Genomic DNA, 26002 nt, shown 5'->3' with positions numbered 1-26002 from the left:
GGTTGGGCGGCGTCGGCGGCGGCTCCTGCTCAGCTGCAGCGGTGCCCCGTGCGGGGCAGCGCCTTGGCAGCGGCCGCGAACGGCGAGACGCGCAGCGGCGCCGGGGCGTAGGTCCGCGGGACCAGCACCTCGATCGCCGGGTCGGTGCCGTATGACGTCAGCCGCTGCCCGTCGGACAGGTCACCGACCACCCAGTCGACCCCGTCGACCTGCACGCACTGCTGGGTGGAGGGGCCGAGGGCGGGCACCCCGCACCGCGCGATGATCGCGGGGTCCCCCCAGGCGGCGGCGCTGGTGGCGCCGCGCAGGTCGGTGCGTCGCTCGAGACCGGCGACGGCGTCGGGCCACCGCTGGGCCGCCTGCCGGCACGCGGGCGAGCCGTCGGCGGCGGCCGGGGAGACCTCGACGGGGCGGGGTCGCAGCACCCACAGCGTCACGGCCACCGCGAGGAGTGCCAGCGCGGTGGCCGTGACGAGGACCCGGCGGTCGAGGTGACCGAGCGCCACGACGGGGCGGGTCAGCCGTGGACGACGGTGCAGGTCAGGGTGCGGGTGATGCCCTGGATGTCCTGGATCTTGGCGATGACCAGCTGGCCGAGCTCGTTGACGTTCTCGGCCTCGACGCGGGCGATCACGTCGTAGGGACCGGTGACCTCCTCGGCCTTGACGACGCCGTCGATCGCTCCGACCGACTCGGACACCTGGGACGACTTGCCGACCTCGGACTGGATCAGGATGTAGGCCTGGACCATGCGAATCCTCCACTCGTGCTGCGGGACAGCCGCGTCGCTGCGGCCGTGCGGGACCAAGGGCGGTGCCGCCTCGCGACCACGGTAGCGTGTCGGTCTGCGCCCGCTCGAAGGAGGTCCGCATGTCAGGCGACGCTGCAGGTCACGGTGCTGGTCGGGCCGACCGTGCGGGCGAGGAGCCGCGGCTGCGGGACCTGTCCGAGGAGGGGCTGCTGTCGCGGATCTTCCCGTTCTTCACGCCCACCCCGGACGTGCTGCTCGGTCCGGGCGACGACGCCGCGGTGGTCGCGGCGCCCTCGGGGTCGGTGGTGGCGACGACGGACACCATGGTCCTCGGCCACGACTGGCGGGACGAGTGGTCCACGCCGGCCGAGGTCGGGGCCAAGCTCGTCACGCAGAACGTCGCCGACATCGCCGCCATGGGCGCCCGGCCGACCGGGCTGCTCGTGACCCTCGCCGCCCACGGGGACCTGCCGGCCCGGTGGGCCGAGGAGTTCTCGCGCGGGCTCGCCGAGCAGGCGAGGTGGTATGCCGTGCCCGTGGTCGGCGGTGACCTGTCGGGGGCGCCCGACGGGGTCGTCATGGTGTCGGTCACCGCCCTGGGGGACCTGGAGGGCCGCGACCCGGTGCTGCGGTCCGGCGCGCGGGTCGGGGACGTGCTGGCCGTCCACGGCTCGCTCGGGTGGTCGGGGGCCGGCTGGTGGCTCTACGACCAGGGCGAGACCGATCCGGGCCAGCCCGAGCCCTACCTCAGGGGCACCGAACCCCCGCCCGGCTGGACCGACCAGAGCGCTCGCACCGTGCTCATGTGGTACCACCGCACCCCGGTGGCCTCGGTCTCCTCGGGGGTCGTGGCCTCGACGGCGGGCGCGACCGCGATGATGGACGTGTCCGACGGTCTGGTGCGGGACGCTGGCCGCATCGCCCGCGCGTCGGGCGTGCGCATCGACCTCGACCGTGGGGCCCTGGAGCGCGGCTTCGTCGACCCGCCCATCACCGACGTCCTGCCGCGGGACGTCGCGTGGAGGCAGGTGCTGACCGGGGGCGAGGAGCACTCCCTGATCGCGACCTTCCCGGCCGACAGCGCCCTGCTGCGTGACCAGACCGACCCGGACGAGCAGTGGAGCGTGATCGGGCGCGTCGTCGAGGCCGACGACGCCCTGCCGCGCGTCACGCTCGACGGCGAGCCGGTCGAGGGTCAGGGGTGGGACCACTTCGCGGGCTGACGGCGGTGATCGCCCGGCGGGTCAACCACTCCAGCGGACCCGGTGCCAGGGGTCGCGGCAGGACGCGACGCCAGGTCAGCAGGACGGCGGCGAGCAGCCCCACGTGGGCCGCGTAGACCCACCAGGGGTCGAGCCCGGGGTGGGCGGCGAGCACCCGCTCGGTCGGCGGCAGGAGCAGCACGTGCAGGGTGTAGGCCGACAGGGTCATGCTGCCGAGGTCGGCCAGGGCCCGGGCGGGCGGGCTGGTCGGGACGCGGGGGAGGCGGCATACGGCACAGACGGCGGCGAGGACCAGCAGGGCGAGGCCGCCGCTGACGAGCAGGCTCGGCGTCGACGGCAGGTAGGGCCCGACGAGCGCGAGGCGGTCGGCGTCGTCCGGCAGGCCGGAGTGCTCGAGCGCGGCCCGGGCCTCTGCGTCCAGCAGCGCCGTCCGCCCGGTCACCGCGAGCACCAGGATGCTGCTCACCCGCCCGGCGAGGACCAGCGCGCCCCCGGCCAGCGCCAGGGAGACCGGGCGTGGGGGTCTGCCGTCGCCGGGCAGGAAGGCCCGGGCCACGGCGACGCCGAGCAGCCCGAAGGCCGGCCAGACCGCTGCCGGGTAGGACGTCGCCCACAGCAGGGTCGCCAGCGCGTGCGGCGGGTCCGCCAGGTCGCTCCACCCGACGTCGGGGAGACCGGGCCCGGACGACGCGGCCCGACCGGCCCGGGCGAGGGCGGGGGAGACGAGGGCGAGGACGGCCGCGGCGACCAGGACGGTCCTGGTGGGCCGGCGGGCGGCCCAGGTGGCGACGAGGGTCACCACGGCGAGGGTCAGCAGCACGATCGCGGCGCGGGTGCCCAGGTCCGCCAGCGCGAGGCCGACCACCGCGAGGACGCCGGCCCGCACGACCCCGGCGCGGACGGTCGAGCTCGCCCGGCCGCCGACGGTCCCGAGGTGCGCGCCGACCCCGACCAGCGTCGCGAAGAGCACCGCGTGCACGTCCCACAGCAGCAGGCTCGGCATCCCCCCGACGAGGTGGTTGACCAGGATCCCCAGCAGCGCCAGGCACCGCGCGACGTCCACGGCGACGAGCCGCGAGGACGGCCCGGGACGACGAGAGGGCGGCATCCTCCACGGATGCCGCCCTCTTGGGTGTCGATGCAGCGTCAGCGCTTGACCTTGCCCGCCTTGAGGCAGGAGGTGCAGACGTTGAGTCGCTTGGGGGTCACGCCCGCCTCGCCGACCAGAGCCTTGACGCGCTGGATGTTGGGCGTCCAGGTCCGCTTGGTGCGACGGTGCGAGTGCGAGATGCTGTGACCGAAGGACGGTCCCTTGCCGCAGACATCGCAGTTGGCAGCCACGGGTGATCTCCTACATTCGTTTGACAGTCGGGGCTCGCCCCGTGGTCGCGCCAAGGATGGCGCTCTGGTGCTGGGGCAACCGCTCAAGAGTAGCCGACGGGCGAGGCTCCCACCAAACCGTCCGCGACCGGGGGCACCGCACCACCGGTCGTCGCGGGACGGCCAGGGTGTGTCCGAGCTCTCGCGTAGGCTCGTCGCGACGCCACGACGGGGGCCGCGAGAGGGAGAGCAGGATGTCACGAGGGGCCGAGACCCGGCGACGGCCGCTGGACGTCCTCGACCGACGAGCCCTGCGCCTGTGGGCGGTCCTGTCCCGCGCCGCGCTCGCCGAGCGTCGCGAGGAGATCGACGCCCTCAACGTCTACCCGGTGCCCGACGGCGACACCGGCACCAACATGTACCTCACCATCGACGCCGCCGTGGAGGGCACCGTCGAGGCCCACGAGGACGAGGAGCTGACGGCCTTCGCGCGCGCCACCGTCCTCGGGGCCCGGGGCAACTCCGGGGTGATCGTCAGCCAGCTCGTGCGCGGCCTGCTCGACGTCATCGAGCGCCCGGCGCGCGCGGGGGGTGCCGACGGCGGGGTGATGGCTCAGGCCTTCCGTCGCGCCTCCGACCTGGCCTACGCCTGCGTCGGCGACCCCGCCGAGGGCACCATCCTCACCGTCGCGCGCCAGGCCGCGGAGGCCGCCGAGGCGCGGGCCCGGCAGGCCCACGCCTCGCTGAGCGCCGTCATCGACGCCGCCGTCACCGCGGCCAAGGAGGCGCTGGAGCGCACCCCCAGCCAGCTGGCCGCGCTGCGGTCCGCCGGGGTCGTCGACGCCGGGGCCACCGGCCTGGTGATCGTCCTGGACGCCCTCAAGCGGGTCGTCGACGGAGGCCACGAGGAGGCCGCGGTCGCCGACGTGGAGCCCCCGCTCGGCGTGGGCGCCGGCGAGGTGGTGCCGGCCGACTACGACGGCCCCCGCTACGAGATCGTGCACCTGCTCGCCGGGGGTGGCGCCGACGAGCTCCGGGCGCTGCAGGGCGCCCTCATGGCCATCGGCGACAGCGTGGTCGTGGCGGGGGACGGCGCGGTGTGCCGCGTCCACGCCCACGTCGACGACCCCCAGGAGGCGCAGCGCCTCGCCGCCGAGGTCGGGGAGGTGTCCGACGTGACCATCACCGACCTGCACCGCCAGGCCGCGGCGGTCCGGGCGGCCGCCGCAGCCTCCTCCGGGTGGCACGGGTCCCCACCGGCGGGGGAGACCGGCCCGCTGGTCCTGGTCTGCACCGACGGTGACGGGCTGCGAGAGCTCTTCACGCAGGAGGGAGCGGTGGTGGTGTCGAGCGCGCCGGGCGCCCGCGCCAGCGTCGGCGCCATCCTCGAGGCCGCCCGCGTGGACCCGCAGCGCCCCGTGCTGATCCTGCCCAACGACGGCGACGTGCTGCTGGCGGCGACCGCGGCGGCGGCCGAGCTGCGCGCGCGGGGCCGTCCGGCCGCCGTGGTCCCCACCCGCTCGGACGTGGCCGGGCTGGCCGCGCTCGCGGTGCTCGACCGGGCCGCCGAGCTGGACGACGCGCAGGCCGCGATGCTGGACGCGGTCCAGGCCGTGCGCAGCGGCGCCGTGGCCACCGCCAGCCGCGACGCCCGCACCCCGGCAGGTCCGTGCCGGGCCGGTGACGTGCTCGGGCTCGACGAGGAGGAGATCGTCCTCGTCGGGACCGACCCCGCCCGGGTCGCGCTGGCGCTCGTCGAGCGGATGCTGGAGGCCGGCGGCGAGCTGGTCACCCTGGTCGCCGGCGCCGTGAGCGACGAGGTCCTGGTGGGCGTGCAGCAGCACTGCGCCGCGCGGCACCCGCAGGTCGACGTGGTGACCCACCCGGGCGGGCAGCCGGCATACCTGCTGCTGGTGGGGGTCGAGTAGGTGACGCCCGAGATCTCCTGGACCGACCGGCCCCCCGAGAGCACCGGCCTCGGCACGCCCCTGGCCCGGCTGATCGGCAAGACCGCCACCGTCCTCGAGCACGCCGGGCTGCGCACGGCGGGGGACCTGCTGCGGTGGTTCCCGCGCGACTACCTCGAGCCGCGGCTCACCACCCGGCGCCTCGTCGAGGGCCAGCACCTGGTGATCGTCGGCGAGGTCGTGCGGGCGACCGTGCAGCCCATCCGCGGCAACCCCCGCAAGAAGATGCTGCGGGCCACGATCACCGACGGCACGACCCAGATCGACCTGACCTTCTTCAGCCACTGGGGGCCCGCCAAGGACCTGGCGCCCGGGGTGCGGGCCGTCTTCTCGGGCAAGGCCGGAACCTTCAACGGCCGGTGGCAGCTGGCGCACCCGGACTACCAGGTGATCCAGGAGACGGCCGATCTGCGCGAGCTGCTGCCGATCTACCGCGCGGTCGACAAGGTCACCTCCTGGCGGATCGGCAGCGCGATGGACATCATGCTCGACGCCGTGGGGGAGGTGCCCGACCCGGTGCCGCCGGAGCTGCTGGCCCGGCGCGACCTCGTCGACCTGACCACGGCACTGCGGCTGGTCCACCAGCCCCGCAGCTGGGCGGAGGTCGAGACCGGGCGCAAGCGCCTGCGCTACGACGAGGCCCTCGTGCTGCAGACCGCGCTCGTGCAGCGCCGGGCCGCCGCCGCCCGCGACGACGGGACCGCCCGACCGGGTCGTCCCGGTGGCTTGCTGGAGGCCTTCGACGCCTCGCTGCCGTTCGAGCTGACCGACGGGCAGCGGGCCGTGGGGGAGGAGCTCGCCCACGAGCTGGCCGGCACCCACCCCATGCACGTCCTGCTGCAGGGCGACGTCGGCTCGGGCAAGACGGTCGTCGCGCTGCGGGCGATGCTGCAGGTCGTCGACTCCGGCGGCCAGGCTGCGCTGCTCGCCCCGACCGAGGTGCTCGCGGCCCAGCACGAGCGTTCGGTGCGCGCGCTGCTCGGGCCGCTCGCCGAGGGCGGCCTGCTCGGGGGCGCCGACGACGCCACCCGGGTCGTGCTGCTGACCGGGTCGATGTCCACCGACGCGCGTCGGCGCGCCCTGTCCGAGGCGGCGTCCGGCCAGGCGGGCATCGTCATCGGCACGCACGCCCTGATCCAGGACACGGTCCAGCTGGCCGACCTCGGGCTCGTGGTCGTGGACGAGCAGCACAGGTTCGGTGTCGAGCAGCGGGACGCGCTGCGCGCCAAGGCCGCCCGGCCGCCGCACGTGCTCGTGATGACGGCGACGCCGATCCCGCGCTCGGTCGCGATGACGGTCTTCGGCGACATGGAGACCGCGATGCTGCGCGAGCTCCCGGCCGGGCGTTCGCCGATCGCCACCCACGTCGTGCCCCAGGCCCAGGACGCCTGGATGGCCCGCGTCTGGCAGGTCGTCGCCGATCAGGTGGCCGCCGGTCGCCAGGCCTACGTCGTGTGCTCACGGATCGGGGAGGACGCGGAGGCCGGGTTCGTCGACGAGGTGGACCCGACCCCGGTGGACGACCTCGACCCCTCGGCGACGCCCGACGCCCCGCCGCGCCCGGACCCGATCAGCCTGCTCGCCGCCCACGAGCGCCTGCGCACCGCGACGCCGCAGCTCGCGGGCCTGCGGATCGATCTCCTGCACGGGCGCATGTTGCCGGCCGACAAGGACCTGGCGATGAGCAGGTTCGCGGCCGGGGAGACCGACGTGCTCGTCGCCACCACCGTCATCGAGGTCGGCGTGGACATCCCCAACGCGACGGTGATGGTGATCCTCGACGCCGACCGCTTCGGGATCAGCCAGCTGCACCAGCTCCGCGGTCGCGTGGGACGTGGTCAGCACCCTGGCACCTGCTTCCTGGTCACTCAGGTCGAGCCGGTGCGCGGGCAGGGCGGCGCCATGCCGGACCCGGCGATCCCGGAGTCCGTCGCCGCCCAGCCACCATCGTGGCAGCGGCTCCTCGCCGTGGCCGGGTCGACGGACGGCTTCGCGCTGGCCGAGGCCGACCTCGAGCTGCGTGGCGAGGGTGACGTGCTGGGCGCTGCGCAGAGCGGGCGTCGTCGGCGGATCCGCCTGCTGCGGCTCACCCGCGACGCCGACCTGATCGCCACGGCCCGCGACGACGCCCAGGGCCTGGTCGCGGACGACCCCGACCTGGAGGCCCACCCGCTCATGGCAGCCTGGCTGCGTGAGACCCTCGACGACGAGTCCGCGGCCTACCTCGAGCGCGGCTGACCCAGGGAGACCACGTTGACGCGCATCATCGCCGGGACGGCCGGCGGCCGCCGCATCGCCACCCCCGCAGGCTCCGGCACCCGCCCGACCAGCGACCGCGTCCGCGAGGCGATCTTCTCCCGGCTCGAGCACCTCGACGTGCTGGCGGGCGCCCACGTCCTCGACCTCTACGCCGGGTCCGGCGCGCTCGGGCTCGAGGCCGCCTCCCGCGGCGCCGCGGAGGTCCTGCTGGTCGAGCAGGACCGGGGGGCCGCCGAGGTGATCCGGCGCAACGCCGCCGACCTGCGCCTCCCCGGCGTCACGGTGCGGCGCGACACCGTCGCCCGGGTCACGGGGGCCCCGTGCCCGGGTCCCCGACGGGACCTGGTGCTGGTGGACCCGCCATACGACCTGGGGGACGAGGCGCTCGGCGCGGTGCTCGCCGCCCTGGCCACGGGGGACTGGCTCGCACCGGGCGCGGTGCTCGTGGTCGAGCGCTCCTCGCGCTCCGGCCCGCCCACCTGGCCGCCGGCGCTGACCCCCGTCGGGGACAAGAGGTACGGCGAGACGACGGTGTGGTACGCCCGGCACGACCCCGCCGCGGACGGCTAGGGTCCTGCCATGACCCAGGTCCGCCGCTGCATCTGCCCCGGCTCCTACGACCCCGTGACCCTGGGGCACGTAGACATCGTCGAGCGAGCCTCCCGGCTCTACGACGAGGTGGTCGTCGGGGTGCTCTTCAACCCCGCCAAGGCCGACTCCGGGATGTTCACCATCGACGAGCGCACGCGGCTGCTGCGGGAGTCGCTGGGGCACCTGCCCAACGTCGTGGTCGACGCCTACGGCGACGGGCTCCTCGTCGACCTGTGCACCCGCCTGGAGGTCTCGGCGATCGTCAAGGGCCTGCGGTCCGGGACCGACTTCGCCTACGAGCTGCCGATGGCGCTCATGAACACCCACCTCACGGGGATCGAGACCGTCTTCCTGCCCGGCAACCCCGCCTTCGAGCACGTGTCGTCCTCCCTGGTCAAGGAGGTATGGCGCCTCGGCGGCTACGGCCTGGACCTGGTGCCCGAGCCCGTGGCGGCGGCGCTGCGCGCGCGGACCCCCTGACGCATTTGGGGGCACCTGCCGCCGTCCGGTAGTCTTGTGCGTCGGTCTGTGCTCCGGCCGCGCCCTTCGGACGCGCCGGGCAACGCAGGCCGCTCAGCACCACCCCCTCACCCCCGACGACCCGGTTGGAGCCATGTCCCGTCTCGACCCCCGCTCGCCCCTGGTGTTCGACACCCGGGAGCTCGGCCGTCGCCCCGGGACCATGCACACCGAGCGGCGGGAGGTCGCGGCCCCCGAGGACCTCGGCACCGACGTCATCGCCGTCGCGCCGGGCAGCCCCGTGGAGCTGGACCTGCGCTACGAGTCCGTCCTGGAGGGCGTGCTCGTCAGCGGGACGGTGACGGCGACCGCGACCGGCGCCTGCGTGCGGTGCCTGGACCAGGTGACCCTCCCCGTGGAGGCGACCTTCCAGGAGCTGTTCGCCTACGCCGACCGAGCGCGCCACCACGAGGAGGTGTCCTCCGACGAGGACGACGACGTGCGCGAGCTCGAGGGGGACCTCCTCGACCTCGAGCCGGTGCTGAGGGACGCGGTGGTGCCCACGCTGCCGTTCCAGCCGGTGTGCCGGGCCGACTGCCCGGGCCTGTGCTCCCAGTGCGGAGAGCGGCTCGCCGACGACCCGGACCACCACCATGACGTGATCGACCCCCGGTGGTCGGCGCTGCAAGGTCTGACCATCAACCAAGAGAAGAGGAACTGACGTGGCTGTCCCGAAGCGGAAGATGTCGCGCTCCAACACGCGTTCGCGCCGTGCCAACTGGCGCACCACCGCCACCACCCTCACCACCTGCCCGCAGTGCCGCGCCATGAAGCAGCCGCACCTGGCGTGCCCGTCGTGCGGGACCTACAACGGCCGTCACTACGCGGTCGCGGAGCGCACCGAGCTCCAGGGCTGAGCGGGGTCGCCGAGCGCATGAGCATGACGTCACGCGCCGCGACCGGTCCCGATGGCACGCAGCAGCGGCCCGTCGGCGCCCTCGTCGACCACCTCGCGCAGGTGGTCGGAGAGCGCGTCGACGAGTCGCTGCTGCTGCGTGCGCTGACGCACCGGTCCTACGCCTACGAGCACGGCGGCCTCCCGCACAACGAGCGGCTGGAGTTCCTTGGCGACTCGGTCCTCGGCCTGGTCGTCACCGACACCCTCTACCGCCAGCACCCGCGCGAGGCCGAGGGCCAGCTGGCCAAGCTGCGCGCCGCAGTCGTCAACATGCGGGCGCTGGCCCAGGTCGGCCGCGACCTCGAGCTCGGGGCCTACCTGCTCCTCGGCCGGGGCGAGGAGAGCACCGGGGGCCGCGACAAGACCTCGATCCTCGCGGACACCACCGAGGCCGTGATCGGCGCGGTCTACCTGTCCTGCGGCATGACCTGCGCCGCCACGCTGGTCCACCACCTGCTCGACCCGCTGATGGCCTCCAGCGCCCGCCTCGGCGCCGCGCTGGACTGGAAGACCTCGCTGCAGGAGCTCACCTCCACCCTCGGGATCGGTGTCCCGGAGTACCGCCTCACCGACGAGGGACCCGACCACCTCAAGGTCTTCACCGCGCGGGCCGTGGTGGGCGAGGAGACCCTCGGCGAGGGTGTCGGGCGCTCCAAGAAGGAGGCCGAGCAGAAGGCCGCCGAGGTCGCCTGGACCGCGCTCGACGAGCGCGCTGCGGAGCCCGCCACGCCGGAGGCTGCGAGGGCCAGCACCGCGGAGGTTGCGGGGGTCAGCACGCCGGAGTCGTCGGCCTCGGCCACGCCCGAGGCGCAGGAGACCGTCGCCACCTCGCCGGACGGCACCCCCTCCGGCGACGTCCTCGAGCGGACCTGACCGCGACGTCGTGCCCGAGCTGCCCGAGGTCGAGGTGGTCCGCCGCGGCCTGGAGAGCCACGTCGTCGGCCGCCACGTCGACGCCGTCACGCTGACCGGGGTCCGGGTCGCGCGCCGGCACCTGCCCGGACCGCGCGACCTGGAGAGCCGCCTGACTGGCCAGGACGTGCTCGCCGCCGACCGCCGCGGCAAGTACCTCTGGCTCGTCGTCGGCCGCGACGAGATCCCCTCGGGGGCTCTGGTACTGCACCTCGGGATGAGCGGCCAGCTGCTGGTGCAGCCCGCCACCGCAGCGCCGCAGAAGCACCTGCACGCCACGCTGGACCTGACCGACCCCGCGACCGGGCCGGGCAGCCAGCTGCGGTTCGTCGACCAGCGCACCTTCGGCGGCCTCGCCTGGGCCGACCTGGTGCCGGACCCCGCGACGGGCCCGGGCGAGGAGGGGCGGCGGGCGTTCGGCATACCGGCCTCCATCGTGCACATCGCACCGGACCCGCTCGAGCCCGCCTTCGACCGCGCCGCCGTCGTGCGGCGGATGAAGGCGCGGCACGTGGCCGTCAAGCGCGCCCTGCTCGACCAGGGGCTGGTCAGCGGCATCGGCAACATCTATGCCGACGAGGCGCTGTGGCGCGCCGGCGTCCATGGGCTGCGCGACACCGACGCCCTCACCCGACCCGCCCTGGGCCGGATCCTCGACCACGCCGCGGACGTGATGCGAGAAGCGCTGGCGCAGGGTGGCACGTCCTTCGACGCGCTCTACGTCAACGTCAACGGCAACAGCGGCTACTTCGACCGGTCGCTCGACGCCTACGGCCGGCAGGGGCTGCCGTGCCGTCGCTGCGGGACCCCGATGCGTCGCGAGGCGTTCATGAACCGGTCCTCCCACTCCTGCCCGCGCTGCCAGCCGAGGCCTCGCGCCCCGCTTGCTGCCAGCGGTTCGCGATAGGGATCGTCACCTCACCGGACGTTCACGGAGCGTTCAGCGGCGCCGCCCCGAGGCGTCGAGCGGGACCGGTTGGCTGAGGACGCCCGCCCGGGACGCAGTCCCCGGACGACCCACCTCGTCGCGGCGACGAGATGGTCCTGACGAACCGCGAAGGACGCCTCATGGGTCACCACCACCACGACCACCCCCACGGTCACGCGCACCCCCACACCCACAGCCACGACCACGACCTGCCCGTCGGGCCCGCCGAGGACCTGCGGGTGCCGGACGCCGAGCTCGCCCCCTCCGACCTCGGGCGCCGCAACTTCCTGCGCGCCGCCGGGGTGCTGGGCGCCGGTGTGGCCGCGGCCGGGTTCGTCACCGAGCAGGGCACCGGCACCGCCGCCGCGGCCGAGCAGGAGGCGTGGCACTCCAGCCGTCGTCACGGCAAGGGCCAGCGCTGGCTCGCCGGCGACCACCACATCCACACGCAGTTCTCCTCCGACGGCAAGTACCGCGTGATCGACCACGTGCAGCACGCCAGCGCCTACGGCCTGGACTGGATGGTCATCACCGACCACGGCTCGGACCAGCACGCCAAGATCGGCGTCGACACGGTCAACCCGCTGATCCAGGCGGCCCGCAAGGAGTTCGACGACATGCTCGTCTTCCAGGGCCTGGAGTGGAACATCCCCGCCGCCGAGCACGGCACCGTCTTCGTGCACCCTGGCGCCAACGAGGTCGCGGTGCTGAAGACCTTCGAGAACTCCTTCGACGGGTCGGTCAAGAAGGCCACCGGCTCCACCCCGGCCAACGAGGCGCTCGCGCTGCAGGGCCTGGCCTACCTCGCGTCGGCCGTCGGCTCCCGCGAGGTCAAGGACGCCCTGATGCTCGCCAACCACCCGGCGCGCAAGGGCATCGACTCGCCCCACGAGATCCGCGGCTGGCGCGACGCCCCCGGCCGCATCGCCGTCGGCATGGAGGGCGCCCCCGGGCACCAGGCCGCCGGCCTGCCCAAGCCGTCCGGTCCGGGCAGCGGGCGCGGCTACTACGACAACGCGCCCGGCAAGGACAGCTTCGCGGGCTACCCGCTGGAGAGCTACCGCACCTTCGGCGGCTTCGACTGGATGACCGCCACCGTCGGCGGCCTCTGGGACAGCCTCCTCGCCGAGGGCAAGCCCTGGTGGATCACCGCCAACTCCGACAGCCACAGCGTCTACCTGGACACCGCGGTGCGCGGCGGCCCCGACAGCGACTTCGCCAAGCAGGGCTACTACGCCGACCCGGTCAACGGCCCGACGCCGGACACCGGCAGCGGCGACTACTGGCCCGGCTACTACAGCCGCACCCACGTCGGCGCCGACCGGCGTGACTACGCCTCGGTGATGCAGGGCCTGCGTGACGGCCGCGTCTGGGTCGACCACGGCCGGCTCGTGCAGGACCTGGACGTGCGGGTGCGCGCGGGTGGCCGCGAGGTCGGGCTCGGCGGGGTGCTCACCGTCAAGCGCGGGACGCAGGTCGAGCTCGTCGTGCGCATCCGCAAGCAGGCGCTGCCCAACTGGGCGCAGTTCGTCCCGCAGCTGGCCAAGGTCGACGCCATCGGCGGCATGGTGACCGGCCCGGTCGCCGACCGGGACACCTTCACCGCGCCGCAGACCCGGGTGCTGCGCAGCTGGGACGTCAGCACCGTCGGGGCCGGACAGTGGGTCGAGCTGCGCTACGGCCCGGTGACCGTCGGCGACGCCGGCGTCTACGTCCGGCTGCGCGGCTCGGACGGCAAGCGCACCGCCCCCGGCCTGCGCGGTGCCGCGGTCGACCCGGCGGGCCCGGCGATCGACGTCGAGGGCAACGCCAACCCGTGGGACGACCTGTGGTTCTACACCAACCCGATCTGGGTGCTCCCGCGCGCGTGAGCTCCCAGGACGACCCGCTGACCGACCCGGTCGAGCCCGGCCCCACCACGGTGGTGGTCGGGCTCGACCCCGTCGCCGCGACGGTCCGGGAGGCCGACCACCTCGCCGAGCACCTCGGCGAGCTGCTGACGTCGCTCGGGCACGCCACGATCGTGTCCACGCACCTCGTGCCGGGCCCCGGCGGCGCGTCGTCCCACCTGGCGCTGTCGGTGCGGTGGTGCTCCCGGCCCCCGGGGGAGCCCGAGCTGGCCGCGATCACGGACCGTCTCTGCGCACGTCTCGTGCCCGAGACCGCGGCGGCCGGCGCGGACGAGATCGGCGCGGCCACGGGGCGACCCGGGCAGTGGCGCCGCGGCTACCCCGCCCTGGCGGCGACGGCGGCCGACGTGGCCGCGCTCGCCCGCGCGGGTGCGGACGGCCGCGCCGTCGTCTACCCGGGCCGCGAGCACCTCGTCGGTGACCTCACCGTCGCCGAGCTGGTCCAGCGCAGCGCCGTCGACGCCGTCGAGGGGATCGCCGGCACCACGGTCACCGCCGCGAGCGTGGTGCGGACCCGGGACTTCGTCCGGCCCGTATGGCGCGAGGGCCGCCTCGTCCTGCCCGTGCAGCCGGCGGCCGGGGACACCGTCGTGCCCTACGAGAACCCCGCGCCGACGCCCTGCTGCGCCGACCACGCCTGACGCGGTCGGGACCGCGACGTCAGGCGCGCGTGGTGGTGCGGGTCGCGGACGGCATGGCGGGGGACGTGGCGCTCGACGTGGCGGACGCGCTCGGCGCGGCCGGGTCGAGGTAGGTCTTCCACCCGCCGGGGGGTGCCTCGCCGACGTTGAGCGCCTGCAGCCGACGGAGCACCTCGGGGTCCTGGGCCTCCATCCAGTCGCAGAGCCACCGGAAGGTCACCATCTGGACGCCGGGCATGGCGGCATACGCGTCCATCGCCTGCTCGACGGCGTTCATGTGGATGCCGCCGTTCCACTGCTCGAAGTGGTTGCCGAGGATGAAGGGCGCCCGGTTGCTGCGCAGCGACCGCTGCACGCCCTGGACCAGGGAGTCGCGGTGCTGCGCCTGGAAGCGGGGGCGGTCGGCGGGGTTGCCGCCGCTGGGGTTGGGCCCGATCTGGTTGACCATGTAGTTGTAGTCCATCGGGATGGTCGGGAACGAGCGGCCGGGGAGCGGCGCCATCGTCATCGACAGGTCCCACAGGCCCCCGGGCAGGCGGGTCGGCCAGACGTGCTGCCGCTGGTGGGAGGAGTCGTAGCGCCATCCCAGCTGGGTCGCCGCGATCTGGAGGTTGTGGTAGCCCTCCAGGCACGGCGTGCGGCCGCCGACCAGCTCCTTCTCGTAGTCGAAGGGCATGGGGGGCAGGTCCGTGAAGCGGGTGGTCGTCCGCCAGGTCGTGACGAACTTCTTGGCCTCGGCGATCTCGGCCTTCCAGTCGGCCACCGACCACCGGCTGACCCCTCGCGGGCCGCAGAAGTGGCCGTTGAAATGGGTGCCGATCTCGTGGCCCTCGAGCCAGGCCTGGCCGATGCCCTCGATGGTGCGGTGGCAGGACTGACGGGTCAGGAAGCCGATGTCGGAGCTGCCGGCCTTGCGACCCGGCGGCTGGTAGAGCGTGGCCTTGTCCTCGGGCAGGAAGTAGATCCCGGACAGGAAGAGCGTCATCTGGGCGTTGGTGCGCTGCGCCACCTGGCGGAACCGCCCGAGCTGGTTGCTCGCCAGGTTGCCGGCGCCGTCCCAGGAGATGACGACGAACTGCGGCGGCGTCTCGCCCGGCTTGAGCTTGTGGATCGGCGGCAGGCCCGGCTGCGGGCGCTGCTCGGTCGTCGAGCCGTCCCCGATGGGGACACCGAGGCCGGCCGAGGAGGCGGACGACGAGGGTGCGGCCGTCGACGTGGGGTCGGCGCCCGGCGTGCCCGACCCCGCGCCGGAGGCGCTGGTCGACGACGTGGGCTGCGTGGACCCGCTGCAGGCACCCAGGGCGGCTGCCCCGAGCGCGGCGGCACCGGTGATGACTGCCCGGCGGCTGAGCTCCATCGTTCTCCTACTGACAATGGTGGTGGGTCCACGCTACGTGGATGCACCCTGTGACCGCCGCAGCCTCGCCGTCGGTTGGGTGCACGACCTACCCTGTGCCCATGAGCCAGGACACCGTCAGGACGACCTTTTTCGTACGAGGCACGGTGCAGGGCGTGGGTTTTCGCTGGTGGACCAAGGCGCAGGCGCTCGAGCTGGGGCTGGTCGGGCACGCCCGCAACATGGACGACGGGCGGGTCGAGGTCGTGGCGCAGGGCCCGGCCGACGCCGTGGCCGAGCTCGGCCGGCGCCTCGACCCCGGCGCCGGGGAGCCGCAGCGGGACGAGGGGCTGCTCGACCGGATGACCGGCGGGGTGCGGCGCCGACCCGGCCACGTGGAGTCCTGCCAGGCCCAGTCGGGGACCCCGCGCGAGGGCGTCAGCGGGTTCGTGGAGAAGTAGCGGCTCGTCATACGACATCACCGTGGGTGAGCCGGGCTGCGCGCGCCCGGCCGCTAGAGTGACGCGCGTGTATGTCAAGCAGCTGACGATGAAGGGCTTCAAGTCCTTCGCGTCGGCGACGACCTTCCGGCTCGAGCCGGGGATCACGTGCGTCGTCGGGCCCAACGGCTCCGGCAAGTCCAACGTCGTGGACGCCCTCGCGTGGGTCATGGGGGAGCAGGGCGCCAAGAGCCTGCGCGGCGGCAAGATGGAGGACGTCATCTTCGCCGGCACCGCGGGCCGCCCCCCGCTCGGGCGCGCCGAGGTCTCGCTGACCATCGACAACTCCGACGGCGCCCTGCCGATCGACTACACCGAGGTCACCATCCGGCGGACGATGTTCCGCAACGGCGGCTCCGACTACGCCATCAATGGCACCGCCTGCCGGCTCCTCGACATCCAGGAGCTGCTGTCCGACTCCGGCATCGGCCGCGAGATGCACGTCATCGTGGGGCAGGGCCAGCTGGACACGGTGCTGCGAGCCACCCCGGAGGAGCGACGCGGCTTCATCGAGGAGGCCGCCGGCGTCCTCAAGCACCGCAAGCGCAAGGAAAAGGCCCTGCGCAAGCTGGAGCAGATGGAGGGCAACCTCCAGCGCGTCCAGGACCTCACCGGGGAGATCCGCCGCCAGCTCGGCCCGCTCGGGCGCCAGGCCGAGACGGCGCGGCGGGCCGCCACCATCCAGGCCGACGCCCGCGACGCCCGGCTGCGGCTGCTCGCCGACGACCTGGTGCAGCTCACCTCAACGCTCGAGCAGGAGGTCGCCGACGAGACCGCGCTGCTGGCGCGCCGCGCCGAGGTGGAGCAGTCGCTGCGCACCGCCCAGCAGGAGCTCGCCGCGCTGGAGGCCGGGGTCGCGGCGCTGACCCCGCAGGTCGCGGCGGCCCAGGAGCAGTGGTTCGCGCTGTCCTCGCTGCGCGACCGGATCGCCGGCACCGGCCAGCTGGCGGCCGAGCGGGCCCGGCTGCTGGCCGACGACGACGCGCCGCAGGGCGCCCCGGCGGGGCGGGACCCTCAGACCCTGCGCGCCGAGGCGGCCCAGGTGCGCACCCAGGAGCAGGCCCTCGCCGCGGAGGTCGAGCAGGTCCAGCACCGGCTGAGCGAGACCGTCGGCCGTCGCGGCGAGCTGGAGCGGGCCCACCAGGACGAGGTGGACCGGCTGGCCCGCCTCGCCCGGGCCGCCGCGGACCGGCGCGAGGGCCTCGCCCGGCTGGCCGGGCAGGTCGCGGCGCGCCGGTCGCGGATCGAGGCCGCCTCCGCCGAGCTCGGCCGGTTGGACGAGGCGATCGAGGCCTCCCAGGCGCGGGCTCAGCAGGCCGACAAGGAGTTTCGCGCCCTGGAGGTCTCCATCGCCGACCACGAGTCAGGGGAGGAGGACCTGGACGAGGCCTACGAGACCGCCGAGGCGGCCCGCGACGCCGCAGCGACCGAGGTCGCCCGGCTCCAGGACGCCGCCCGGACCGCCGAGAAGGACCGGTCCGCCGCGGAGGCCCGGGTCGAGGCGCTGCAGCTGGGGCTGCGCCGTCGCGACGGCGGCGGCGCCCTCCTCGAGAGCCGTATGCCGGGTGTCCTCGGCCCCCTCGCCACCCTCGTCACGGTCCGCAACGGCTACGAGGCGCAGCTGGCCGCGGCGCTCGGCTGGGCGTCGGACGCCGTGGCCGTCGAGGGCCTGGACGCCGCCCGGTCGGCGCTGCAGCAGCTGCGGGCGGACGACGCCGGGCAGGTCGCGCTGGTCGTCGGGGGCGCGAGCGACCCCGAGGGCACGTGGCCGGGGCTGCCCGACGGTGCGGTGTGGGCCATCGACGTGGTCGAGCAGGTGCCCCCCGGGCTGCGGCCGGCGCTGGTCCGCCTGCTGCGCCAGGTGGCGCTCGTGGGCGCCGAGGGCACCGAGGACCAGGTGACCGCGGTCGTCGCGGCCGGCGCCACGGCGGTGACCCCGGCCGGTGACGTCCACGGTCCCGGGTTCGCCCGGGGCGGGTCGGCCTCCGCACCCTCCCAGCTGGAGGTCCAGGCGGCGGTCGACGAGGCCAGGGCTGCCGTCGCGGCCGCCACGCACGCGGGGGAGCAGCTGGGGTTCGCGCTCCAGGCGGCCACCGCCCGCCTCGACGACGCCGGTCAGGGCGTCGACGCCGCCCTGGACCGCCTCAACGACAACGACGCCCAGCTCTCCGCCGTGGCCGAGCAGCTCGGGGCCCTGGCCGCCACCGCCCGGTCCGCCCGCGCCGAGGCCGAGCGCACCCAGCGCCGCGGGGGTGAGCTGCGCACCGGGATCGAGCAGGACCGGGGCGAGCTGGCCGCCCTCGAGCAGCGCCTCGCCGACGCCCAGGCCACCGCCTCCGAGGACGACGTCGAGCCCGACACCGACGAGCGAGACCGCCTCGCCGCCGCCGCCACCGCCGCGCGCGGCGAGGAGACCGAGCTCCGCCTGACCCTGCGCACCACCGAGGAGCGGGTCCGCGGCCTCGGTGGGCGGGCGGCGGGCCTCGAGCGCGCGGCCGCCCAGGAGGAGCTCGCCCGTCAGCAGGCGGCCCAGCGGCTGGCGCGCCGCCGCCGCGAGGCCGCCGTCGCCCGCGCCGTTGCCGCCGGGGCCGAGCGCGCCGTCACCGTGGTCGAGCGGCTCGTCGTCGCCGCCGCCACCCGCCGCGCCACCGCGGAGCAGGAGCGGGCGGACCGGGAGGCGGGCCTGGTCGGCATACGGTCCGACGTGGCCCGGCTGGCCGAGGAGCTGCGCGAGCTGACCGACTCGGTGCACCGCGACGAGATCGCCCGCGCCCAGCAGCGGCTGCGCATCGAGCAGCTGCAGACCCGCGCCGTGGAGGAGCTCGGGATCGAGCCGGACGTCCTGGTGGAGGAGTACGGCCCGCACCAGCCGGTGCCCGTGCTCGACCCGCCCGCACCCGCGGAGGACGACGGGTCCGCGGAGCCGCGCACCGTCCCCTACGTCCGCGACGAGCAGGAGAAGCGGCTGCGCAAGGCCGAGCGCGGACTGTCGGCGCTGGGCCGGGTCAACCCGCTGGCACTGGAGGAGTTCGCGGCGCTCGAGGAGCGGCACACCTTCCTCACCGAGCAGCTCGACGACCTCAAGAAGTCCAGGCGGGACCTGCTCGACATCGTCAAGGAGGTCGACGAGCGGGTCCAGCGGGTCTTTGCCGAAGCCTTCGAGGACACGGCTCGCGAGTTCGTGGGGGTCTTCTCGCGCCTCTTCCCCGGGGGCGAGGGCCGGCTGCTGCTCACGGACCCCGGCGACATGCTCACCACCGGGATCGAGGTCGAGGCGCGGCCGCCCGGCAAGAAGATCAAGCGCCTGTCGCTGCTGTCCGGCGGCGAGCGCTCGCTGGTCGCGGTGGCGCTGCTGGTGGCGATCTTCAAGGCCCGGCCGAGCCCGTTCTACATCATGGACGAGGTCGAGGCCGCGCTGGACGACGCCAACCTCGGCCGGCTCATCGACATCTTCGAAGAGCTGCGCGGCTCCAGCCAGCTGATCGTCATCACCCACCAGAAGCGCACGATGGAGGTCGCCGACGCGCTCTACGGCGTCACCATGCGGGGCGACGGCGTGACCACCGTGGTCTCCCAGCGGGTGCAGGACGTGGCCGGCATCGAGGAGGCTGAGCAGGGGCCGGGAGCCGACGCCGCCCAGCCTCACCCGGTTGGCGCAACGTGATCACGGTTGGGCTGCGGCCGCGCGAGTTCGCGTGCGGTGAGCCGCCGCGGCAGGGGAGACTAGGACCATGGTCGTCGTGATTCTTGGCATGCTGCTCGCCCTGGCCCTGGCCGTCGTCGTCGTCGCGCTCGTGACGATCCCGGCCGTCCGCGAGGGCGACACCCTGCTGACCGCGGAGGGTCAGGAGCGGGTCGCCGACATGCGGGAGAAGGTCGGCGCCTCCCGCTGAGGCTCCCCCCACGGGCGCAACTAGGAGCCGGGCGCCGACCTTTGCGAGGATGACGCCGTGGACACCCTCCAGGACTACCTGCTCATCGTCGTCGGCATCCTCGTGGTCGCCGTCGTCGCCATCGTCGGCCTCGTGCGCGGCCGCGGCGGCAAGACCAAGGAGGCGCCCAAGGCGCCCGCCCCCACCCGACCCGCACCTCGCCGGGACGCACCGGCCCCCACCTGGGGCGACGTGCTCGAGCCCAAGGCTCCGGCCCGGTCCGGGACCCCACCGGGCGAGGGGGAGCGTATGCCGGGCGCCGGGGCCGGTGCGACGCGCGCGGGCGACACCGCCACCACGGACGAGGGCGACCGGGCCGTACCCGCCACCGCCTCCGACACCACCCCCACCGCTACCGCCCCCGACACGGACCCCGCCGGGCTCGACCGCCACGACACCACCCTCGAGCCGGGGGACCGGGACGCCGCCCCCCTCGGCGCCGACGAGGGCCTCGACGTCGGCACCGCCCGACCCGGCTCCGCGCGCGGGCGCATGCACCAGCTGCGCTCGCGTCTCGCACGCTCCAACACCGCCTTCGGCCGCGCGCTGCTGTCGCTGCTGTCCAGCGGCAAGCTGGACGAGGAGGCCTGGGAGGAGGTCGAGGACACCCTGCTCGCCTCCGACCTCGGGGTGCAGGCCACCTCCGAGCTGGTCGCCACGCTGCGCACCCACGTCAAGGTGGACGGCACCACCGACGAGGCCGAGGCGCGCGAGTTGCTCCGCAGCGACCTGCTGACCCTGGTCGACCCCACCATGGACCGCCGCATCGCCTCTTCGCGCCGCGGCGACCGACCCGCCGTGGTCATGGTCGTCGGGGTCAACGGCACCGGCAAGACCACCACCGTGGGCAAGCTCGCCCGCGTCCTCGTCGCCGAGGACCGCGAGGTGGTCCTCGGGGCCGCGGACACCTTCCGGGCCGCCGCCGCCGACCAGCTGCAGACCTGGGGCGAGCGCGTGGGCGTCGCCACGGTGCGGTCGCACCGCGACGGCGCCGACCCCGCCTCGGTGGCCTTCGACGCCGTCAAGGCGGGCATCGAGCAGGGGGCCGACGTCGTGATCCTCGACACCGCCGGCCGGCTGCACAACAAGGTCGGCCTCATGGACGAGCTCGGCAAGATCAGGCGCGTCGTCGAGAAGACCTCCGAGGTCGACGAGGTCATCCTCGTCCTCGACGCCACCACCGGGCAGAACGGCCTGAAGCAGGCCGAGGCCTTCGCCAAGGAGGTCGCGATCACCGGCATCGCCCTCACCAAGCTCGACGGCACCGCCAAGGGCGGCATCGTCGTGGCCATCCAGCGGGCCCTCGGCGTGCCCGTCAAGCTCGTGGGCCTCGGCGAGGGCCCCGACGACCTCGCCCCCTTCGACCCCGTCGCGTTCGTCGACGCCATCGTCGCCTGAGCCGATGGTCAGCGGCCCACCCAGCGGGAGCCCGTCGCCTGGCGCGGCGGGCTCTTCGCCATACGTGACGGGCCGCAGGCCCACCCCGCGCGAGCGCGAGGACGCCCGGGGGAGAGTCATCGCGGACCTGCTGCCGGACCCGCTGCGGCTGCTCTTCGTCGGGATCAACCCCTCGCTGTGGTCCGGCGCGGTGGACGCGCACTACGCGCGGCCGGGCAACAGGTTCTGGCCGGCGCTGCACCGGGCCGGGCTGCTGCCGCGCGTCGTGGACGTGAGCGCCGGGCTGGCTCCCGCGGACCGGGTCCTGCTGGAGCACAGGGGGATCGGTATGACGAACCTCGTCGCCCGCGCCACCGCCCGAGGCGACGAGGTGACCCCCGAGGAGCTGCGGGCCGGCGTGGACCGGCTCGCGGCGCTGGTGGAGCGGCGCAGGCCGACGGTGGTGGCCTTCGCGGGGATCACGACCTACCGGATCGCGTTCGGGCGCAAGGAGGTCGAGCGGGGTCGGCAGGCCGAACCATGGCACGGCGCCGTCGTCCACGTGCTGCCCAACCCCTCCGGGCTCAACGCCCACGACACCGTCGACTCGATCGGGCTGGCGATGCGGGCCGCGGGCGCGGACGCGCGGCTCGTCCCGCCGATGGGCGGTCACCTGGGCGGGCGCCCGGCCTGAGCGGTCGGGCGGGCGCGCCGTCCGCCCCGTCACGAAGGCGTAACCGGGCAGGCCCCTCCGTTACGCACCGGAAACACGGGGGCGCCGCGCGCCGAAACGCGGCGTCGGCACAGTGATCGACATGGACGCGATCAACACCGGCGACACCGCCTGGGTCCTGGTCAGTGCCGCGCTGGTGCTGCTCATGACCCCCGGTCTCGCCTTCTTCTACGGCGGCATGGTGCGCTCCAAGAGCGTGCTCAACATGATGATGATGAGCTTCGCCGCGATGGGGATCGTCGGGGTGCTGTGGATCCTCGTCGGCTACTCGATGGCCTTCGGCGACAGCATCGGCGGCGTGCTCGGCAACCCCCTCGAGTTCGCCGGGCTCAACCACATGCTCGACCCGGCCTCGGTCGTCGGCACCGTGCCGTCGACGGTCTTCGCCGGCTTCCAGGCGGCCTTCGCGATCATCGCGGTCGCCCTGATCTCCGGCGCCATCGCCGACCGCGCGAAGTTCTCGGCGTGGTGCGTCTTCGCGGCGGTGTGGGCGCTGGTCGTCTACTTCCCGGCGGCGCACTGGGTCTTCTCCCTGGACGGCGTCGTCTCCCCGCACGGCGGGTGGATCGCCAACGGCATCAAGGCGATCGACTTCGCGGGCGGCACGGCGATCCACATCAACGCCGGCGCGGCGGCGCTCGCCCTGGCGCTGGTCCTCGGCAAGCGGCGCGGCTTCGGCAAGGACCCGATGCGGCCCCACAACCTGACGCTGGTCATGCTGGGCGCGGGGCTGCTGTGGTTCGGCTGGTTCGGCTTCAACGCGGGCTCGGCGCTGGGCGCAGGTCCCCTCGCCGGCATCGCCTGGATCAACACCCTCGGCGCCACCGCCGCCGCCATGTGCGGCTGGCTGGTCACCGAGCGCCTCCGGGACGGGCACGCCACCTCGCTCGGCGCCGCCTCCGGGGTCGTCGCGGGCCTGGTCGCCATCACCCCCGCCTGCTCGACGGTCAGCCCGGTGGGCGGGATCATCATCGGCTTCGTGGCCGGCATCGTGTGCGCCTTCGCCGTCGGCCTGAAGTTCCGGCTCGGCTTCGACGACTCCCTCGACGTCGTGGGCGTCCACCTGGTCGGCGGTCTCGTGGGCACCCTGGCCGTGGGCCTCTTCGCCACTGACGCGGTCCCGGCCAACACCGTCAACGGTCTCTTCTACGGCGGGGGGCTGGACCAGCTGTGGCGCCAGGCCGTCGGTGCGCTCGCCGTGCTCTGCTACTCCCTCGTGGTCAGTCTCGCCATCGGTGCTCTGGTGCACGTCACCATGGGCTTCCGGATCTCCGACGAGGCGGAGCTCGAGGGCGTGGACCAGGCCGAGCACGCCGAGACCGGCTACGACCTCACCCCGATCGCCATCGGCCGCCGCCCCGGCACGGCCGGCCCGCTCGCCGACGCCATCGGTGCGACCTCGCACTGGGGCCAGGGCGTGCCCACCTCCAAGGACGTGAACGCATGAAGCTCATCACCGCCATCATCAAGCCCCACATGCTCGACCCGGTCAAGGAGGCCCTGGAGGCCTTCGGCCTGGCGGGGATGACGGTCAGCGAGGCCAGCGGCTACGGCCGCCAGCGAGGCCACTCGGAGGTCTACCGGGGCGCGGAGTACACCGTCGACTTCGTCCCCAAGCTGCGCCTCGAGCTGCTGGTCGACGACCGCGACGCGCGCGACGTCATGGACCTCATCGTCCGCCAGGCCGCGACGGGCCGCATCGGCGACGGCAAGGTGTGGTCCGTCCCCGTCGAGGACGTCGTCCGGGTCCGCACCGGCGAGCGCGGGGTCGACGCGCTGTGACCGCCGATCCGCAGGCGCCGATCGACGCGCGGACGACCGTCGCGCCGTCCGCGCTGCGGGACCGCCGCCTCAGCCTGGCCGGCACCCGCCGGCACCTGGCGCGCGGGGTCGGACCGGTCCGCCGGGCCGCGGTCAGCTCCCTCACCGACGCCTCGCTGCAGCAGCTGTGGCAGGAGGCCACGCGCGGACGGGCCCTGCCCGGGGTGGCCCTCGCCGCCACGGGCAGCCTGGCCCGGGGAGACGGCGGGCCGCTGTCCGACCTGGACCTGGTGCTGCTGCACGAGGGCCGGGTCGCGGCCGGCGCTCTCGCCGCCCTCGCCGACCGGCTCTGGTACCCCCTCTGGGACAGCGGGCTCGGGCTGGACCACGCGGTGCGCTCGCTCGCCCAGTGCCGCCAGACCGCCTCCGGCGACCTCGTCGCCGCCGTCGGGCTGCTCGACCTGCGCGGCATCGCGGGCGACGCCGAGGTGGTGACGTCGGTGCGGGCGGCGCTCGCCCACGACTGGCGCGCCAACGCCCGGCGCCGGCTGCCCGAGCTGGTCGAGTCGGTGCACGCCCGGCACGAGAGATTCGGGGACCTCGCGCAGAGCCTCGACCCCGACCTCAAGGAGGCCCGTGGCGGGCTGCGGGACCTGACGGTGCTGCGGGCGCTGGCGATGGCCTGGCTGGCCGAGGGACCCCGCGGGCGGGTGGTGACGGCATACGAGAGCCTGCTGGACGTGCGCGACGCGCTGCACGTGGTCACCGGCCGGGGTCGCACCCGGCTCACCCTGCCCGACCAGGACGCGGTCGCCGCCCTGCTGGGCGAGAGCGACAGCGACGCCCTGCTCGCCGACGTCGCCACGGCCGGCCGCGCGGTCGCCCACGGTCTCGACGCCGCGCTGCGCCGGGCCGGTCAGGCGCAACGCGCCCGCACGCTGCGGGTGCGGGCCCGGCGGCCGGTGCTCACGCCCCTCGGGCACGGGCTGCACGCCCACGACGGCGAGGTCGTCCTCGGTCCGCGCGTCGAACCGACCCGCGACCCGCTCCTGCCGCTGCGGGCGGCGGTGGTCGCGGCGCGGGCGCAGCTGCCGCTCGCCCCCGCCACGGCCGCCAACCTCGCCGACCGCTGCCCCGCGCTGCCGACCCCCTGGCCGCAACCGGCCCGCGAGCTGCTCGGCGACCTGCTCGCCAGCGGCCCGGGCCTCGTCGGCACCTGGGAGGACCTCGACCAGGTCGGCCTGGTGTCGCGCTGGCTCCCGGAGTGGGACGCGGTGCGAAGCCGACCGCAGCGCAACGGGATCCACCGTCACACCGTGGACCGGCACAGCCTCGGGGCGGCCGTCGAGGCGGCCACGCTGGTCCGCGACGTCGCCCGTCCCGACTTGCTGGTGGTCGCGGCGCTGCTGCACGACCTGGGCAAGGTCGCCGGGGCCGGTGACCACAGCGAGGCCGGCGCGGTGCGCGCCCGAGCGGTGCTGGAGCGGTGGGGCTACCCGCCGGGCGAGCGGGACCGCGTCGTCACGCTGGTGCGCCGGCACCTCACCCTGGTGGAGCTCGCGACCCGGCGCGACCCGGGCGACCCGGCCACCGTGACGGCGCTGCTGGACGCCGTCGACCACGACCCTGACACCCTCGCGCTGCTGCAGGCCCTCACGGTGGCCGACGCGCGGGCTGCCGGTGAGAAGGCCTGGACCCCGTGGCGGGCCACGCTCGTGGACCAGCTGACTGCGCAGGCGCGCTCCCGGCTGGAGGGCGCACCCCGTACGCCGGTCTCCTCGGCGACCACCGCCACGGACCACGCCCCCGAGCCGGTGCCGGCCGACGTCGACGCGCCGCTCGTGACGGCCCGCCCCGACCAGACCGGGGCCGCGGTCACGGTCGTGTGCCCGGACCGCGTCGGGCTCTTCGCCGACATCGCGGGGCTGCTCGCCGTGCAGGGGCTGGAGGTGCGGACCGCGCTGATCCGCACCGTCGACGGCGTCGCCCACGACGAGTGGCGGGTCACGGCGCCCGCCGACGACACCGCGCACGACCCCGTCGACGTCGACGCCCTGACCCGGGGTCTCGTGCGCCTGGCCGCGGGGGACCGGACGCCGCTGCTCGCCCTCGACCAGCGAGCCCGGCGGCGCACGCTCACGGGCGCCTCCCGGGCCGGCGCGGCCGCCCCCGACCAGGCCCGGGTGCTCGTGGTGCCGGGCGGCGGGACCGGCGCCACGGTGCTCGAGGTCCGCGCGTCCGACGGCTTCGGGCTGCTGCACGACCTGGGCCGGGCGCTCGCACGGATCGAGGTGTCCGTGCGGTCCGCCCACGTCGCGACGTATGCCGGGCAGACGCTCGACACCTTCTACCTCACCACCCCCGGCGGCGGTGCCCTGACGCCGCCGCTGGTGGCGCGGGCGGTCTCGGTCCTGATGGACGCCTGCGACGGGCGCTGACCCTGG

Annotated in this window: 24 protein-coding genes; 19 read left to right on the top strand and 5 right to left on the bottom strand. The window is 74.9% G+C overall.

Annotated elements, in window-relative coordinates; genetic code table 11:
- Positions 1–29: 29 nt before the first annotated feature.
- Entirely contained in the window at positions 30–506 is a 477-nt protein-coding gene (locus ADJ73_RS15040; RefSeq protein ID WP_253272603.1) for a DUF3515 family protein, read from the bottom strand.
- 11 nt (positions 507–517) lie between these two features.
- Positions 518–751: an Lrp/AsnC family transcriptional regulator gene (locus ADJ73_RS15035; RefSeq protein WP_019287944.1), complete on the bottom strand. Its 234-nt coding sequence runs from the start codon at positions 749–751 to the stop codon at positions 518–520.
- Positions 752–870: 119 nt separating this feature from the next.
- Here ADJ73_RS15035 and thiL point away from each other — a divergent pair, with 119 nt between their 5' ends.
- The gene (thiL, locus tag ADJ73_RS15030) at positions 871–1974 is read left to right on the top strand and encodes a thiamine-phosphate kinase (RefSeq protein ID WP_082177043.1); all 1104 of its coding nucleotides are present in this window, start codon (positions 871–873) and stop codon (positions 1972–1974) included.
- On the opposite strand, the gene ADJ73_RS15025 is transcribed toward thiL, so the two are convergent.
- On the bottom strand, positions 1919–3082 hold the full coding sequence (locus tag ADJ73_RS15025; protein ID WP_050348940.1) for a DUF418 domain-containing protein: 1164 nt from the start codon (positions 3080–3082) through the stop codon (positions 1919–1921). The genes thiL and ADJ73_RS15025 overlap by 56 nt on opposite strands.
- Positions 3083–3120: 38 nt before the next feature.
- Positions 3121–3315 carry a 50S ribosomal protein L28 gene (rpmB, locus tag ADJ73_RS15020; RefSeq protein WP_050348939.1) on the bottom strand — a complete coding sequence of 65 codons (195 nt, stop codon included), beginning with the start codon at positions 3313–3315 and terminating at the stop codon, positions 3121–3123.
- Positions 3316–3548: 233 nt separating this feature from the next.
- On the opposite strand from rpmB, the gene ADJ73_RS15015 reads away from it, so the two are divergent.
- From ADJ73_RS15015 to ADJ73_RS17075, 10 genes are all read left to right on the top strand, one after another.
- Positions 3549–5222 (top strand): DAK2 domain-containing protein, encoded by a 1674-nt coding sequence (locus tag ADJ73_RS15015; RefSeq protein WP_050348938.1) that lies wholly within the window; start codon positions 3549–3551, stop codon positions 5220–5222.
- Positions 5223–7499 carry an ATP-dependent DNA helicase RecG gene (locus ADJ73_RS15010; RefSeq protein WP_253272602.1) on the top strand — a complete coding sequence of 759 codons (2277 nt, stop codon included), beginning with the start codon at positions 5223–5225 and terminating at the stop codon, positions 7497–7499.
- A gap of 15 nt (positions 7500–7514) precedes the next feature.
- Complete coding sequence (rsmD, locus tag ADJ73_RS15005; protein WP_050348937.1) at positions 7515–8090, top strand: 16S rRNA (guanine(966)-N(2))-methyltransferase RsmD; 576 nt, start codon at positions 7515–7517, stop codon at positions 8088–8090.
- Positions 8091–8099: 9 nt separating this feature from the next.
- Complete coding sequence (gene coaD / locus ADJ73_RS15000; RefSeq protein ID WP_050348936.1) at positions 8100–8591, top strand: pantetheine-phosphate adenylyltransferase; 492 nt, start codon at positions 8100–8102, stop codon at positions 8589–8591.
- A 133-nt stretch (positions 8592–8724) separates the two neighbouring features.
- Entirely contained in the window at positions 8725–9291 is a 567-nt protein-coding gene (locus tag ADJ73_RS14995; RefSeq protein ID WP_050348935.1) for a YceD family protein, read from the top strand.
- A gap of 1 nt (position 9292) precedes the next feature.
- Positions 9293–9487: a 50S ribosomal protein L32 gene (rpmF, locus tag ADJ73_RS14990; protein WP_050348934.1), complete on the top strand. Its 195-nt coding sequence runs from the start codon at positions 9293–9295 to the stop codon at positions 9485–9487.
- A 23-nt stretch (positions 9488–9510) separates the two neighbouring features.
- Positions 9511–10401 (top strand): ribonuclease III, encoded by an 891-nt coding sequence (gene rnc / locus ADJ73_RS14985; RefSeq protein WP_082177041.1) that lies wholly within the window; start codon positions 9511–9513, stop codon positions 10399–10401.
- A 10-nt stretch (positions 10402–10411) separates the two neighbouring features.
- Positions 10412–11347: a bifunctional DNA-formamidopyrimidine glycosylase/DNA-(apurinic or apyrimidinic site) lyase gene (mutM, locus tag ADJ73_RS14980; RefSeq protein WP_050348933.1), complete on the top strand. Its 936-nt coding sequence runs from the start codon at positions 10412–10414 to the stop codon at positions 11345–11347.
- 161 nt (positions 11348–11508) lie between these two features.
- Positions 11509–13239: a PHP domain-containing protein gene (locus ADJ73_RS14975; protein WP_050348932.1), complete on the top strand. Its 1731-nt coding sequence runs from the start codon at positions 11509–11511 to the stop codon at positions 13237–13239.
- Positions 13236–13919: a hypothetical protein gene (locus tag ADJ73_RS17075; RefSeq protein ID WP_050348931.1), complete on the top strand. Its 684-nt coding sequence runs from the start codon at positions 13236–13238 to the stop codon at positions 13917–13919. The genes ADJ73_RS14975 and ADJ73_RS17075 overlap by 4 nt, the downstream gene beginning before the upstream one ends.
- Before the next feature lie 19 nt (positions 13920–13938).
- Here the strand turns inward: ADJ73_RS17075 and ADJ73_RS14965 are convergent, their stop codons facing one another.
- On the bottom strand, positions 13939–15276 hold the full coding sequence (locus tag ADJ73_RS14965; RefSeq protein ID WP_050348930.1) for a hypothetical protein: 1338 nt from the start codon (positions 15274–15276) through the stop codon (positions 13939–13941).
- A gap of 101 nt (positions 15277–15377) precedes the next feature.
- On the opposite strand from ADJ73_RS14965, the gene ADJ73_RS14960 reads away from it, so the two are divergent.
- From ADJ73_RS14960 to ADJ73_RS14930, 8 genes are all read left to right on the top strand, one after another.
- Entirely contained in the window at positions 15378–15716 is a 339-nt protein-coding gene (locus ADJ73_RS14960) for an acylphosphatase (RefSeq protein WP_050348929.1), read from the top strand.
- A 67-nt stretch (positions 15717–15783) separates the two neighbouring features.
- Entirely contained in the window at positions 15784–19419 is a 3636-nt protein-coding gene (gene smc / locus ADJ73_RS14955) for a chromosome segregation protein SMC (protein WP_050348928.1), read from the top strand.
- Positions 19420–19486: 67 nt separating this feature from the next.
- Positions 19487–19648 carry a hypothetical protein gene (locus ADJ73_RS17070; RefSeq protein ID WP_156188253.1) on the top strand — a complete coding sequence of 54 codons (162 nt, stop codon included), beginning with the start codon at positions 19487–19489 and terminating at the stop codon, positions 19646–19648.
- A gap of 57 nt (positions 19649–19705) precedes the next feature.
- The gene (gene ftsY, locus ADJ73_RS14950) at positions 19706–21085 is read left to right on the top strand and encodes a signal recognition particle-docking protein FtsY (RefSeq protein ID WP_050348927.1); all 1380 of its coding nucleotides are present in this window, start codon (positions 19706–19708) and stop codon (positions 21083–21085) included.
- A gap of 64 nt (positions 21086–21149) precedes the next feature.
- Positions 21150–21758, top strand: coding sequence for a mismatch-specific DNA-glycosylase (locus ADJ73_RS14945; protein WP_050348926.1), 609 nt, complete (start codon positions 21150–21152; stop codon positions 21756–21758).
- 121 nt (positions 21759–21879) lie between these two features.
- Entirely contained in the window at positions 21880–23244 is a 1365-nt protein-coding gene (locus ADJ73_RS14940; RefSeq protein ID WP_172669737.1) for an ammonium transporter, read from the top strand.
- Entirely contained in the window at positions 23241–23579 is a 339-nt protein-coding gene (locus ADJ73_RS14935; protein ID WP_050348925.1) for a P-II family nitrogen regulator, read from the top strand. The genes ADJ73_RS14940 and ADJ73_RS14935 overlap by 4 nt, the downstream gene beginning before the upstream one ends.
- Positions 23576–25996 carry a [protein-PII] uridylyltransferase gene (locus tag ADJ73_RS14930; protein ID WP_253272601.1) on the top strand — a complete coding sequence of 807 codons (2421 nt, stop codon included), beginning with the start codon at positions 23576–23578 and terminating at the stop codon, positions 25994–25996. Before ADJ73_RS14935 ends, ADJ73_RS14930 begins: the two co-directional genes overlap by 4 nt.
- The last annotated feature ends 6 nt before the right edge of the window (positions 25997–26002 follow it).

The organism is Arsenicicoccus sp. oral taxon 190 (assembly GCF_001189535.1).
In the GTDB taxonomy this organism is placed as follows: Bacteria; Actinomycetota; Actinomycetes; order Actinomycetales; family Dermatophilaceae; genus Arsenicicoccus.
Note: the sequence above shows the minus strand (reverse complement) of the source record. Positions and strands in the feature narration are given on the sequence as shown.